The sequence below is a fragment of the Agreia sp. Leaf335 genome (assembly GCF_001423605.1).
In the GTDB taxonomy this organism is placed as follows: Bacteria; Actinomycetota; Actinomycetes; order Actinomycetales; family Microbacteriaceae; genus Agreia.
This window is the reverse complement of record NZ_LMOQ01000002.1, coordinates 407494-421705: the sequence shown is the minus strand read 5'-3', so window position 1 is coordinate 421705 and position 14212 is coordinate 407494. Positions and strand designations below refer to the sequence as shown.

Below are 14212 nucleotides of genomic sequence, written 5' to 3'. Positions count from 1 at the left end.
ACCGCCGCGCCGACACGTGCCCGGTTAGGCTGATCGCGTGAAAGCGCAGCATTCCTACACCGTGACCGTAGAGTGGCTTGGAAATAGGGGCACGGGTACCAGCGGGTACCGAGACTACGGGCGCGGCCACCTCGTGACGGCGGAGGGGAAACACCCCGTCGAGGGAAGCGCCGACCGCACATTCCACGGAGACACCGACCGGTGGAACCCCGAAGAGATGCTGCTGGCCGCACTGAGCCAGTGCCACATGCTCTCGTACCTGCACGTCGCAGTTCTGCACGGCGTCGTGGTCACGGGGTATCGGGACGAGGCGACGGGGACACTCGCCCTCGACCGCACGGGTGGCGGACGGTTCACGTCGGCGACGCTGCATCCCAGGGTCGAGTTGGCCGACCCCTCGCAAGCCGAGCTGGCCCAGTCGCTGCACGGCGAGGCGAGTGAGAAGTGCTTCATCGCGAACTCGGTCAGCTTTCCCGTGCTGCACGAACCCCTGGCCGGATGACCGCCAGGAACGTGCGCGTGACGCTGCGTGCGGCGCCCGCGTCCGACGCGATCGAGCGGACCGTCGCATCCGTCGCCGGTGTCGTGGCGTCGCAGGTGATCATCGAGTCGCACTGCGATGACTGCGAGAGGCCACACGGCAAGCCGCGGGTGCTCTTCCCGCGTGCCGACGACGGCTCCGAGATCATGGTCAGCAAGAGCTCGGCGGCGGGGTGGGTCGCGACGGCGGTGTCGCTCGATGCTGGAGGAGGCGATCTGGGCGTCGACATCGAGTCGTCGGTGCAGATGTCGAGGGCGCGGGTCGATGAAGCCGCGTTCTCCGAGGCCGAGCGAGATCTCATCGACGACGAAGACGCCGGGAGCCGTGACGAGCTGCGTACCCGGCTGTGGTCACGCAAAGAGGCGTACCTGAAAGCGACCGGGCGCGGTCTTCGCCTCGACCTCACGACGATCGACCTCGCATCCGGCCTTGGAGACGGGGCTGTGATCGTCGACGTGCCGTTCGGAGACCCGACTCTCGTTCTCACGGTCGCGATGCTCGGCCCTGAGCCGGTCGTCGTGGAGCCGGTCGTCGTGGAGCTGCTCGACTGACTCGAGCCGGCACGCTCAGCGGGGAAGCACCGGCAGTCGCTCGGCGAAGAGCCAGCTCTCGAACAGCTCATCCAGGTCGACGGCGCTGCGTTCGCGAGCGTGCAGATAGAACGCCTCGGTGGTCACGTTGCCGTAGCGGTTCTCCGTCGCCCACGAACTCAGAAGCTCGAAGAACGCGTCATCGCCGAGGATGATGCGCAGAGCGTGGAGCGTAAGGGCGCCGCGCTTGTAGACCCTGTCGTCGAACATCTTCTCCGGCCCGGGATCGCCGATCGTCAGGTCTTGGGGGAGGTGCGAGAGCCGTGCCCAGTGCTGATGCGCGAGGCGGTCGGCCGTGGGGCCGCCCGATTCCTCCGACCAGAGCCACTCGGCGTAGCAGGCGAAGCCCTCGTGCAGCCAGATGTCCTTCCACGTCGTAGCGGTGACGCTGTTGCCGAACCAGGAGTGCGCCAACTCGTGCGCGATGAGCCGCTCCGAGCCGCCCAGGCCGTCGATGTGGTTCCTGCCGAAGACGGCGAAGCCGTGAGCCTCCACGGGGATCTCGAGGTCGTCGTCGGCGACGACGACCGAGTACTCGCCGAAGGGATAGGGTCCGAACAAACGCTCGAAGAGAGCGATCATCCGTTCCTGGTCGGCGAAGTCCTTCTGGGCGCGATCGACGATGGAGGCCGGTGCCAGCACTGTCTGCGGAACAGGCACCTTCGAGAGCACGAGCTCCCTATACACACCGATCTGGATGCTGGCCAGGTAGGTCGCCATGGGTTCGACGGTCTCGTATGTCCACGTCGTGCGGCTCGCTCGCCGGACCTTCGAGACGAGGCGGCCGTTCGCGAGCACCGAGTAAGACGACTCGGCCGCGATGCGGATGCGGAACGAGGCCTTGTCGCTGGGATGGTCGTTGCACGGGAACCAGCTCGGTGCCCCGCTGGGCTGAGACGCGACGAGCACGCCCTCGCTCAGTTCTTCCCAGCCGAGTTCGCCCCACGGGCTGCGCACGGGCCGCGGGAGACCGCCGTAGCGAACGCTCAGTACGAATTCTTTGCCGGCCTCGATGGGACGCGCCGGCGTGATGGTGAGTTTTCTGGCCGACTCGACGAGCTTCGAGGGTGCGGCGCCGTCGATGGTGACGCGCGTCGCCACGAGCCCGCAGAAGTCGACGCTGAAGCGGGTCAGCTCGTGCGTCGCGGTCGCCGTGATGATGGCGGTCGCGGCGAGACGGTTGTTGGCGACCCTGTAATCGAGATCGAGGTCGTACGACGAGACGGTGTAGCCGCCATTGCCGCTGGTGGGAACGTAGCTGTCACCAATGGTCAGGGAACCGTGACTGGGGTGTGAGGGAGTGTGCGGCATCTGTCGCTCAAGTATTCCACGGCGCGATGGGGTTGCCGGTCCAGCGGCTGGAGGCCGGAACGACCTCGCCGCGCATGACGAGAGAGGCGGGACCGACTGTCGCGCCGTCGTCGATGCGGGCCGCGGGCAGGATCACGCTGTGCGGTCCGAGGGTTGCTCCGGATGCGATCACGACGGTGTCGAGCGACATCACGCGGTCGTGAAAGAGATGCGTCTGAACCACGCATCCGCGGTTCACGCTCGATCCGTCTCCGAGTTCGACCAGGTCGGCCTCGGGCAGCCAGTAGGTCTCGATCCAGGCGCCTCGGCCGACGCGGGCGCCGAGCGATGCCAGCCACAGGGCGAGTGCGGGCGTTCCCGTCGCGGCCCTCGCGAACCAGGGGGCCGCGACCATCTCGACGAACGTGTCGGAGACCTCGTTACGCCAGATGAACGATGACCAGAGCGGATGCTCGGTGGCTCGGATTCTGCCCACGATCGTCCACTTCGCGACAGTCGTAACGGCAGCCGCCACGGCGCCGGCGGCCAGCATGACAGGCCCGGAGAGCACGATCATCCAGCCGATCCCGCATTCGATCAGGAGGAACTCGAGAGCGAGCATGACCCCGAGGCCGATGCCGACGGTGATCATCACGGGCACGATGCGGCCGAGTTCCCACAGCGCGCGCGCCACTCGCAACGAGACGGGAGGCTGATACGTGCGGCTCTCGTCGAACTCGGCCACGGCACGGCGCAGCCGCACCGGCGGGTTGCCGAGCCACGACGACCCCGACTTCGCCTTACGTGGTGTCGCCGACAGCACCGCGACGAGTCCGTTCTTCGGAACGGTCCTTCCGGGACCCGTCATCCCGCTGTTCCCGAGGAACGCCCGACGGCCGATCTTGGCCTCGTCGATGCGCATCCAGCCGCCGCCGAGCTCGTACGATGCGACCATCGTGTCGTCGGCGAGAAAGGCGTGGTCGCCGATCGTTGTCATCGCGGGCAGAAGCAGAACGGTCGAGGCCTCGACATTCGCCCCGACTTTGGCACCGAGAAGCCGCAGCCAGACCGGGGTGAAAAGGCTCGCATAGAGGGGAAAAAGCATCGTGCGCGACAGGTCGAGCAGGCGTTCCGTGGCCCAGACCTGCCATCCGACGCGCGAGCGCACCGGGTAGTGCCCGGGAGAGAGACCGATCCCCAGAAGTCGAACGCTCAGCACGACGAGCACGGCGAAGACGACGCCCGCCGCGATCGTCGCGAGGGGCACAGACGCCAGGGCCCTCAGCGAGAGCTCCCCGAGCGAATCGGAGCCGCGCACCATGGCTCCGGTCACCAGGGCGCCGACCGCGAGCGCGGCAAGAGGCAGGAGGGACAGCAGGACGGACCCGGCGCCGTACGCGGCGACCCACACGGATGCCCGCGGCGGCCGTTCCGCCGGCCAGCCAGGGCGGGCCTTGCCCATCCGTTCGGCCGGCGAGCCGGCCCACCGCTCGCCGCCAGGGACCCGACCAGACACCGACGACCCCGCGGCGATCTCCGCCCCACGGCCGACTCGCGCCCCGGGAAGCAGCGTGCTCCGCGAGCCGATCGTGGCGTCGGCCCCCACCGTGACGGCGCCGATACGCAGGATATCGCCGTCGATCCAGTACCCGGAGAGATCGACCTCGGGCTCGATGGCGACACGCGCACCGAGTTTGAGCATGCCGGTCACCGGCGGAAGGGAGTGCAGATCGACGCCCTCGCCGATCGTCGCTCCGAGCGCTCGCGCGTAGTAGGCGATCCAGGGCGCACCGGCGAGGCTCGCCGCTCCCACCAGGGCCGCGACCTGCTCCGCCATCCACAGCCTTATGTGAACCTGGCCCCCACGCGGGTAGGCACCCGGCCGTACACCTCGGAGGAGCAGGCGCGCGGCGACCACCGAGACACCCATGCGTCCGAACGGGGTCACCAGAATCAGGAATCCCACGAGCAGCCACCACCACGCGGGCGTCGGGAGCCAGCCGATGCCGGCGAACCCGATCAGCAGGGCATTGGCGGCGAGGAGGTAGACGCTCCACCGCGCGCCCACGATGATGTGCATCGGGATTCCGAGCAGCGTCTGGGCCCATTGCGTCGCTCGTGGAGTGGGCGCGACCGTGCGTGGCTCCGTGGCCACGCTCGGCGCCCTCGAGTCGAGCTCGGTCGCCAGTGCCCCGATGCGTGGATGATCGTAGAGGTCTGAGACGCGGGCTTCGGGAAACCGCGTGCGGATCATGCTCGTGAGTTGGGCGGCGGCGAGACTGCCGCCGCCGACGGCGAAGAAGTCGTCGGACTCGTCGGAGACCCGGGCGCCGAGCACCTCGGTCCAGAGTTCGGCCAGCCAGCCCGCGGTTCCACTGAGCGCGGCCGCCCCGCCCGAGGTTGCGCCGGCAGCGGATGCGAGGGGCCAGGGGAGCGCGGCCCGGTCGACTTTTCCGGAGATCCGGGTCGGTATCGACTCGACGATGGCGAGCACGGGAACCAGGGCGGCAGGCAGTTCTTCGCGGAGCCTGGCCACGGCGGCGTTCCGATCGAAGTCGGCCTCGGCGATCGCCGCATCGAGAGCGAGGTAGCCCACGAGCACCTGATTGCCCGCCGCCGTGGTCTGCACGACTGCGGCGGCGCCCGCCACGCCCGTCAGAGCTTGCAGGGCAGCCTCGATCTCGCCCAGTTCGATTCGACGTCCGCCGAGCTTGATCTGGTCGTCGGCTCTGCCTTGAAACACGAGTCCCTCGCGCTCGAAGCGCACGAGGTCGCCGCTGCGATACGCGCGTTCCCACCCGAGAGTGGGCATCGGTGCGTATTTCTCGGCGTCTTTCGCCGGATCGAGATAGCGTGCCAGCCCGACTCCGCCGATGATCAGTTCGCCGATCTCGCCCTCGCCCACGGGTGTTCCCGCCGCGTCGACCACGGCGAGATCCCACCCGTCGAGCGGGAGTCCGATGCGAATGGGCGCCGATCCATCGAGAAGGGCGCCGCACGCCACCACGGTGGCTTCCGTCGGGCCGTAGGTGTTCCACAGCTCTCGGGCGGGCGTCGCCAGCCGCGCCGCGAGTTCGGGCGGGCATGCCTCGCCACCGAAGATCAGCAGACGCACGTTCTCGAGTGACTCTGCCGGCCACAGACCCGCGAGCGTCGGAACCGTGGAGACGACCGTGATGCCGTGAGCGATGAGCCACGGCCCGAGATCAGCACCCGAGCGCACGAGCGATCGGGGCGCAGGAACGAGGCAGGCGCCGTGCCTCCAGGCCAGCCACATCTCTTCGCACGAGGCGTCGAAAGCGACAGAGAGCCCGGCGAGCACCCTGTCGGTCTGGTCGAGCGGCTCCGATTGCAGGAACATCCGTGCTTCGGCGTCGACGAAGGCTGCCGCCGATCGGTGGGTGACGGCGACGCCCTTGGGCACGCCGGTCGAGCCCGAGGTGAAGATGATCCAGGCGTCGTCGTCCGGCGTGGGCGCTCCGAGCGTGCTGATGGTGCCGGTACCCGTGCGCACAGGCTCGAGTCCAACGCTCTCTCGAGCATCCAGACGACGGCTTCCGTCGGCAGAGACGCGCGGCACGATGGTGCCGTCTGCGCCGATGTAGCCCACGACATCCGCCTCGCCGAAGACGAGCTCGGCCCTCTCGTCTGGATCGTCGGCATCGACCGGGACGTACGCGGCACCGAGCACCAGCACGGCCAGGATCGAGACGTAGAGGGTGCGGCCACCCGAGGGGATGCGGATGCCGACCCGATCGCCGCGGCGCACGCCGGCGACCGAGAGAGAGACCGCCGACTGCGACACCAATCGCATCAGTTCTCGATAGCTGACAGATCCGTTCGCATCGGCGAGGGCGGCCGATTCCGGATGCCTATCGGCCGAGTCTCGCAGGATGTCTACGAGCGTGCGCGGGGCCGGGGTGCGCTCGCTGCCCAGGAGGAGCCCGGGTGCAGCGGGGGAGTCGGTCACGTCGTCAGTCTCCTGGAGGTTCGATCGCCGCGCGCCCACGCGGCGCTCGAACCATAGGGTTCGCAGGTGGACGAGAGGTTAACGCGGCCGAAGGGGAACGGATTCGCCTGAGGTGCAGTTAGCTAGGACTGTGTCCACACCGCCCACCCCCGTTCTGCAGCGACTGGTTCTGATCGTCGCCGTGCTCTCCGCCTTCGTCGCGTTCCTCGACGGTACCGTGATCACCGTCGCCCTGCCCGCCATCACCCGTGAACTGGGCGGCGGCCTCGTCACGCAGCAGTGGGTCATGGACGCGTACCTCATCACCCTCGGCTCGATCATTCTTCTCGCCGGTTCCCTCTCCGATGTCTTCGGGCGCAAGAAGGTGTTGTTCTGGGGACTGCTCGGCTTCGGCGTCTCGTCGTTGATCTGTGCGATCGCGCCGACAGCGGGTGTTCTCATCGGAGCCCGAGCGCTTCAGGGCGTCGCCGGGGCGCTGCTGGTCCCGAGTTCGCTCGCTCTGATCCTCTCGACGTTCTCCGGCCCCGCGCAGGCGAAGGCGATCGGATCGTGGACCGCGTGGACCAGCACGGCCTTCCTGGCCGGACCTCTCATCGGTGGGCTCCTCGTCGACCTGGTCTCGTGGCGGCTCGTCTTCGCCATCAACGTGGTTCCGATCGCCGTGACGCTCGTGCTTCTGGCCCGGCTTCCGCATGACAAGCCTGCCGCTGCGGGATCGCGGGTCGACGTCACCGGGGCGATGCTCGGCATCGTGGGGCTCGGTCTGCCCGTGTTCGCGCTCATCGAGCAGTCCAATTTCGGATGGACGAGTCCCGTGATCCTCGTCCCCGCGATCGTCGGAGCCGTGTCGTTCGTGCTCTTCATCCTGCACGAGCGTCGAACCGCGCAGCCGATGATGCCGCTGTCGCTCTTTCGAGTGCGCAACTTCTCGGTGGGCAACGTGTCGACGTTCTTCGTCTACGGCGCTCTGTCGCTCGGCACCTTCCTGCTCGCCGTCTTCCTCCAACAGGTCGCCGGCTATTCCGCCACCCTGGCCGGGTTGAGCACACTGCCGACGACGATCATCAGCATCGCCCTGTCGACGCAGATCGGTCGATTGGCGGGCACCTTCGGTTCCCGACTGTTCATGTTCGTCGGGCCGATCGTGGCGGGTATCGGATTCCTCTTGCTACTGCGCGTCACCGACTCGGCCGACTACTGGCTGGAGGTGTTTCCCGGCATCGTCGTCTTCGGTCTGGGTATGACGATCACCGTCGCGCCCCTGACCTCGGCCATCCTCGGGTCGATCGAGCAGTCACGAGCCGGTATCGCCTCGGCTGTCAACAACGCCGTGTCGCGGGTCGCGGGTCTCATCTCTGTCGCTGCCGCCGGGCTCATCGTGGGTTCGAGTCTCGATGTCGACGGATTCCACCGCGCGGCGATCGTCACGGGTGTGCTGCTGATCGTCGGCGGTGTCATCTCGGGCATCGGCATCGTCAACCCTCGGAGGATCGACGCACCAGAGAAGGCGGCCAGACCATGACGCTGCCGACCGTCGGGCTGATATTTCTGGGCGACGAGGTCTTCGAGCTGCTGCAGAGGGGAGATCTCGCCGAGGCATCGCTTCGCTCACAGCTCGACCTGCCGCGGGCTTTCGTCACGAGCGAGTCGTGGCTGTGGCCCGTCTTCCGAGCGAAGATCGCCGCAGACCCCGAGGCGGAGGCCGTGGTCGTGCGCGCGATCGTCGACGCCGAGACACATGTCGTCGTGGGACACGCCGGATTCCATGCGCCCCCGGATTCCCGCGGCATGATCGAGGTCGGATACACGGTTCTCGAGGAGCACCGGAGGCGGGGCTACGCCACCGCAACCGTGTCCTTGCTGTTGAGCGAAGCCGCCACCCTGGGCGCCTCCGTCGTGCGGGCGAGCGTCAGTCCCGACAACGCCGCGTCTCTCGCCGTCGTGCGCGGCCTCGGCTTCGTGCAGGTGGGGGAGCAGATCGACGATGAAGACGGGGTGGAACTGATCTACGAGCGCGGCCCCGCCCCGCCGAGCGTTCTCCCTCCCAGCCCCTGAACAGGAAGGTGCGGCGAACGTAGTCCAGACTGGTTGGGAATCATCCACCGTCTTCGCGCGCTCCACGTTGCGCGTCCACGTCATCTCCCGTCATTCTGTGAGGCCATTCCGTGCGCAAACTTCCCGTCATCTTCGCCGCCTCGGCGGCGCTCGCCTTGACCCTCGCGGGCTGCGCGGGTTCTCCCGCTCCCAGCCCGACGTCGACGGCGGGCGCGACGGCGGCGCCCCAGGCCGCGGCCGGATCGTGCACCGACACCCCGAGCGGTTCGGCCTCGGACTCGGTGAAGGTGACCGGTGACGCCGGTTCGGTGGCGTCCGCGACATTCGACTCGCCCGTCGACATCGATGCGACCCAGCGGACGGTGCTCTCGGAGGGAGACGGCCCGAAGGCGAACGTCGGCGACTTCGGCATTCTGAACTTCACGATGTTCAACGGAACGTCCGGCGACAAGGTCTTCTCGACCTACGACCAGGGTTCCGCCTCGCTGAGCATGGTCGTCGACGCCACCCAGTTCCTGCCCGGCCTGGTCAAGGGTGTCGAGTGCCTCAATGGTGGCTCGCGCATCGCCGTAGCCGCTCCCGCCTCCGAAGGCTTCGGCGACAAGGGCAACTCGGCGCTCGGAATCACCGCGACCGACCCCCTCGTCTTCGTCGTCGACCTCGGCCAGGTGCTTCCGGCGAACGACCCCTCGCAGCTCAAGGCGAATGGCGAGGCTCAGCCCGCCGTCGACGGTGTTCCCACCGTCGTCGACGCCGAAGACGGCACCCCGACCGTCACCATCCCCGACTCGGCTCCGCCCGCCGATCTCACGGTCACCGTCCTGAAGAAGGGCACCGGCAAGGTCATCGAATCCGGACAGCCGTCGGTCGTTCAGTACCAGGGCAGCATCTGGGGAACCAAGGCGGTGTTCGACCAGAGCTGGGGCAAGCAGCCGTTCGCCGTGCAGCCGGGCAGCACGGTGCAGGGCTTCGAAGCAGCCATCACAGGCCAGACCGTGGGATCGCAGGTCATCGTCTCGATTCCGCCCGCGCAGGGATACGGAGACAAGGGCCAGCCGCAGGCAGGCATCTCTGGAACCGACACCCTCGTCTTCGTCATCGACATCCTGGCCGGCTGACCGTCGGAACGCCTGCCGCCGGGGCTGACCCAGCGGCAGGTGCAAGGATAGCGATGTGAAACGCGTAGTCATCCTTGGTTCAACCGGCTCGATCGGCGTGCAAGCGCTCGATGTCGTTCGCTCGAATCCCGAGAGGTTCGAGGTGGTCGGTCTGGGCGCCGGGCGCAATCGCGATCTGCTCGACGAGCAGGCCGCTGAGTTCGGAGTCGCCGACACGGCGCTCGGTGCCGACGAGGCGTCGCACCTCGTGCGAGACGTCGATGCCGACGTCGTGCTCAACGGAATCACGGGCTCCGTAGGACTCGGGCCCAGCGTCGCCGCGTTGAAGGCGGGGCGAGTTCTCGCCCTCGCCAATAAAGAGAGCCTCATCGTGGGCGGCGACCTGCTCAAAGCCCTGGCGCGTCCGGGCCAGATCGTCCCCGTCGATTCCGAGCACTCCGCGATCGCTCAGGCCCTCCGCTCGGGTGCGCCGGAGGAGGTCGAGCGCCTGGTACTGACGGCCTCGGGCGGGCCCTTCAGGGGTCGCAGCCGCGAGTCGCTCGCCGATGTCACGCCGCGCGAGGCGCTCGCGCATCCGACCTGGGACATGGGGCTCGTCATCACGACGAACTCGGCGACCCTCGTGAACAAAGGCCTCGAGGTCATCGAGGCGCATCTGCTGTTCGACGTGGCCTACGGCCGCATCGACGTGACCGTGCACCCGCAGTCGATCATCCACTCGATGGTGGAATTCATCGACGGCTCCACCATCGCTCAGGCTTCGCCGCCCGACATGAAGCTGCCCATCTCGCTCGGACTCGACTGGCCGAACCGGGTGCGCGGAGTCGGTCGACCGCTCGATTGGACCTCGTCGCAGACCTGGACGTTCGAGCCGCTCGATTCCGAGGCGTTTCCCGCGGTGGAGCTCGCCAAGGAGGTCGGCCGCGCGGGAGGCAGCTACCCGGCCGTCTTCAACGCGGCGAACGAGCAGGCGGTCGCGGCGTTCCACGCGGGAACGATCGGATTCCTCGACATCATCGACACGATCCGCCGGGTGGTCGAGCAGCACGAGGCGCCGGCCGAGATCTCACTCGACTCCCTGGCCGACGCGGAGCTGTGGGCACGCCGCACCGCCGACACGCTCATCGCGGGCTGATCCGCCGAGGCGACTGACGGCCGCCGTGCGGCGTTCGTCCAGCGAACGGACAGCGGCGACCTGGGGGAGCGCTGTAACGTGTGCACGTGGAAACGGTCCTTCAGTTCATTCTCGGCGTGCTCGTCGTTCTCGTCGGCCTCATCGTCTCGATCGGCCTCCACGAGGTAGGCCACCTCGTTCCGGCGAAGCTCTTCGGGGTGAAGGTCACGCAGTACATGATCGGCTTCGGTCCGACGCTGTGGTCGCGACGTCGCGGAGAGACCGAGTACGGCCTCAAGGCGATCCCTCTGGGCGGCTATATCTCGATGATCGGCATGTTCCCGCCCGCGAAGTCGGGCGGCGCCGTGCGGACAGCGAGCACCGGGTTCTTCAACACGCTCGTGCAGGACGCACGTGAGGTGAGCGCCGAGACCATCGGTGATGACGACGATCGGGCGTTCTACCGTCTGCCGGTCTGGAAGCGCATCATCATCATGGCCAGCGGACCAGCGATGAACTTCGTCATCGCCATCGTGGTGTTCGCGATAGTCCTCTGCGGTTTCGGCGTGGCGAAGACCTCGATTGGCTCGATCAGCCAGTGTGTTCTGCCTGCGACGAGCGAGCGACAGACCTGTGAGGCCACCGACAAGCCGGGGCCGGGAGTCACCGCCGGTTTCGAAGAGGGCGACATCATCACAGCCATCGACGGCAAGCAGGTCTCCAATTGGGACGAGTCGACGGCGATCATCCAGAAGTCTCCGAACAAGACGCTGAGCGTCGAGGTGCAGCGAGACGGTCAGACGAAGACGCTCACCGTGGTGCCGCTTCTCGCGGAGCGCTACGAGCAGGATGCCGCGGGCAACAAGGTGCTCGACGACTCGGGACAGCCCGTAACCCAGGAGGTCGGCTTCGTCGGAATCGGCCCGAAACAGGAACTCGTTCCGCAGAACGCCGGTGCCGTGCTTCCCTTCGTGGGCGAGAACATCGCCGGTGTCGTGCACATCATCGTGAACCTTCCACAGCGCATGGTCGACGTGGCCAATGCCGCGTTCGGGCCCGGGCAGCGTGACCCGAACGGCCCCATCAGCGTCGTCGGCGTCGGTCGTGCCGCCGGTGAGATCGCGAGCATGGACGAGTTCACCGTGCAGTCGAAGGTCGCGACCCTCCTCGGCCTGATCGGTTCGCTCAACATCGCGCTCGGCGTCATCAATCTCGTGCCGCTCATGCCGCTCGACGGCGGACACATCGCCGGCGCTCTGTGGGAGGGCATCCGTCGATTCTTCGCGAAGCTCTTCAAGAGGCGCGATCCGGGACCGGTCGACACCGCCAAGCTCATGCCCCTGACCTTCGCCGTGGTCATCGTCCTCGGTGCGATGAGCGTGTTGCTGACATACGCCGACATCGTCAAGCCGATCAACCTCTTCGGCTGACCGGTCGCGGCCGGCGTATTCCCCTCGGAGTACGCGATGATGCGGCGGCGGGCCGACGCGCACCGGACGCGTCGCTCGCTAGCATCGAGACCATGAGACGGTCGCTGGAGCACGGGCACCATGACGACCGGCGCCGCGAGGGTTGGGGCGCTCCGATAGAGCACCCCGAGGGCGGTGGCCGGGTCGGCGGGCGTGAGCATCGACATGGGCCTCGCTCCGGATGGCGGGGCGCGTACGGAATCGGTCCTCGGGGCCCGTTCGTTCCGCCGCAGGCTCGGCTCTGGCTGCCGGTGATCATCTCGCTCGTCGAACAGGTGGCCGCTGTCACGGCCCAACTCGCGGGCGCCTCCGTCTCGCCCGAGACGGTAGGCCTGGCGTATCTGTTCGCCGTCCTCGGCCCGGCCATCCTGATCGCGGCACGGCGGTTTCCCGGGCCCGCCGTCGTGGTCGTCACCGCAGTCTCCGTCGCCGATGTCGTCGTCGACCCGTCGATCTTCGCGGCGTACGCGTCGGTGCTGTTCGCCGCCTGCCTCGCCGTCGTGCGGGGCGCGGGAGTCTGGGCCGTAGCATCCGTCGGTGCGGGCTGGATCGCCGCGTTCGTCTGGAGCGCTCTCGCGGGAGTCGCGTGGCAGCCCGTGCCAGCGGTGCTGCTCACCGCGGGAATCGTCGTCGCGCTCGGCTTCGGTTCGTCGATCAGAACCCGACGCGAGCGATTCGCGCAGCTGCGCAGCATGCAGAGCAGACGACGGGTGGATGCCGCCCAGCAGGAGCGGGTGCGTATCGCCCGCGAGTTGCACGATGTGCTGGCACACTCCCTGTCGTCGATCAATGTGCAGGCGGGTGTCGGACTTCATCTTCTCGAATCACAGCCCGAGATGGCCGGCGAGGCGCTCGCCAGCATCAAGGCCACGAGCAAGCAGGCCCTCGACGAGGTCCGCGACGTGCTCGGCATCCTTCGCGGCGATGCGGGCGATTCCACCGAGGCGCCGCTCGTTCCCGAGGCGGACCTCGAGAGCCTTCCCCGTCTCGTCGAGAACGCCCGATCGAGCGGCCTCGACGTCGAGCTCGACTCGCACGTCGATCGAGCCCCGTCGGCGGCGGTGCAACTCGCCCTGTACCGCATCGCGCAGGAGAGTCTGACGAACATCGTGCGGCACGCGTCGGCGAGCAAGGCCCGGATCGAACTCCGCGAGAGCGGCGACGATATCGTTCTCAGAGTGATCGATGACGGCCGGGGTGTACCGGTCGATGTCGAATCCGTCGCGGGCAGGGGTCTGCTGGGCATGGGCGAACGGGCGGAACTGCTGGGCGGGCGCCTCGAGGCGGTCAATCTCGAGCCTCACGGCTTCGAGATCTCCGCCACGATTCCCCGCTCGACGCGGCCAACGAGAAACGGGGCATCCTGAGATGATCCGAGTGGTGATCGCCGACGATCAGCAGCTCATCCGCGCCGGCTTCACGGCGCTCCTCGCGAGCGAGTCCGACATCGACGTCGTCGGCCAGGCCGCGACCGGCGCAGAGGCCGTGGAACTGGTGGGGCGGCTGCACCCCGACGTCGTGCTGATGGACATCCGGATGCCTGACGGAGACGGAATCTGGGCGACGGAACGGATCGTCGCCGAGCCGGCGAACGCTGCGACTCACATCGTGATCGTCACCACTTTCGAACTCGACGACTATGTGATCGACGCCATTCGCGCCGGGGCGTCCGGGTTCCTCGTGAAAGACACCGAGCCGGTCGAGCTCATCAGGGCGGTGCGTGTCGTCGCCGCGGGCGATGCGCTGCTGTCTCCAGGGGTTACCAGGAGGCTTCTCGGACGCGTATCGGGAGGACTATCGGCAGTCGTCGACACAGACAGGCTGTCGGTGCTGACAGACCGGGAACGCGAAGTGCTGGCCCTCGTCGGCCACGGCCTGACCAACGAGGAGATCGCGTCGAAGCTGTTTCTCAGCCCCCTGACAGCGAAGACGCACGTGTCACGGATCATGCAGAAACTCGGTGCCAGGGATCGCGTGCAACTCGTGGTCACGGCCTACGAGACCCATTTGGTTCGAACGGGTTGGAACGGCGGATAGCGCGGCACCGGCCGCGCCCCTCCGGTCG

At 67.7% G+C, this 14212-nt stretch carries 11 protein-coding genes; 9 read left to right on the top strand and 2 right to left on the bottom strand.

Going from position 1 to position 14212, the window contains the following annotated elements; translation table 11 throughout:
* Positions 1 to 37: 37 nt before the first annotated feature.
* Together ASF79_RS08050 and ASF79_RS08045 are read left to right on the top strand one after the other, a co-directional pair.
* Positions 38 to 502, top strand: a complete 465-nt coding sequence (locus ASF79_RS08050) for an OsmC family protein (protein ID WP_055780818.1) — start codon at positions 38 to 40, stop codon at positions 500 to 502.
* Positions 499 to 1092 carry a 4'-phosphopantetheinyl transferase family protein gene (locus tag ASF79_RS08045; RefSeq protein WP_055853630.1) on the top strand — a complete coding sequence of 198 codons (594 nt, stop codon included), beginning with the start codon at positions 499 to 501 and terminating at the stop codon, positions 1090 to 1092. Before ASF79_RS08050 ends, ASF79_RS08045 begins: the two co-directional genes overlap by 4 nt.
* 15 nt (positions 1093 to 1107) lie before the next feature.
* On the opposite strand, the gene ASF79_RS08040 is transcribed toward ASF79_RS08045, so the two are convergent.
* Complete coding sequence (locus ASF79_RS08040) at positions 1108 to 2442, bottom strand: M1 family metallopeptidase (RefSeq protein WP_055853628.1); 1335 nt, start codon at positions 2440 to 2442, stop codon at positions 1108 to 1110.
* Positions 2443 to 2449: 7 nt separating this feature from the next.
* Positions 2450 to 6391, bottom strand: coding sequence for a Pls/PosA family non-ribosomal peptide synthetase (locus ASF79_RS08035; RefSeq protein ID WP_055854610.1), 3942 nt, complete (start codon positions 6389 to 6391; stop codon positions 2450 to 2452).
* Between the two features lie 130 nt (positions 6392 to 6521).
* On the opposite strand from ASF79_RS08035, the gene ASF79_RS08030 reads away from it, so the two are divergent.
* The 7 genes from ASF79_RS08030 (at position 6522) to ASF79_RS08000 (ending at position 14184) form a co-directional block, all read left to right on the top strand.
* Positions 6522 to 7913: a DHA2 family efflux MFS transporter permease subunit gene (locus ASF79_RS08030; protein ID WP_055853626.1), complete on the top strand. Its 1392-nt coding sequence runs from the start codon at positions 6522 to 6524 to the stop codon at positions 7911 to 7913.
* Positions 7910 to 8446: a GNAT family N-acetyltransferase gene (locus tag ASF79_RS08025; protein ID WP_156366186.1), complete on the top strand. Its 537-nt coding sequence runs from the start codon at positions 7910 to 7912 to the stop codon at positions 8444 to 8446. The genes ASF79_RS08030 and ASF79_RS08025 overlap by 4 nt, the downstream gene beginning before the upstream one ends.
* 110 nt (positions 8447 to 8556) lie before the next feature.
* Positions 8557 to 9564 carry an FKBP-type peptidyl-prolyl cis-trans isomerase gene (locus tag ASF79_RS08020; RefSeq protein WP_055853624.1) on the top strand — a complete coding sequence of 336 codons (1008 nt, stop codon included), beginning with the start codon at positions 8557 to 8559 and terminating at the stop codon, positions 9562 to 9564.
* A 55-nt stretch (positions 9565 to 9619) separates the two neighbouring features.
* Positions 9620 to 10699 carry a 1-deoxy-D-xylulose-5-phosphate reductoisomerase gene (gene dxr, locus ASF79_RS08015; protein WP_055853622.1) on the top strand — a complete coding sequence of 360 codons (1080 nt, stop codon included), beginning with the start codon at positions 9620 to 9622 and terminating at the stop codon, positions 10697 to 10699.
* 86 nt (positions 10700 to 10785) lie between these two features.
* The gene (locus ASF79_RS08010; protein WP_055853620.1) at positions 10786 to 12108 is read left to right on the top strand and encodes a M50 family metallopeptidase; all 1323 of its coding nucleotides are present in this window, start codon (positions 10786 to 10788) and stop codon (positions 12106 to 12108) included.
* 92 nt (positions 12109 to 12200) lie between these two features.
* A complete protein-coding gene (locus ASF79_RS08005) occupies positions 12201 to 13514 on the top strand; it encodes a sensor histidine kinase (protein ID WP_082495759.1) in 1314 nt (437 codons plus the stop codon).
* 1 nt (position 13515) lies between these two features.
* Positions 13516 to 14184 (top strand): response regulator transcription factor, encoded by a 669-nt coding sequence (locus ASF79_RS08000; protein WP_055780837.1) that lies wholly within the window; start codon positions 13516 to 13518, stop codon positions 14182 to 14184.
* Positions 14185 to 14212 lie beyond the last annotated feature (28 nt).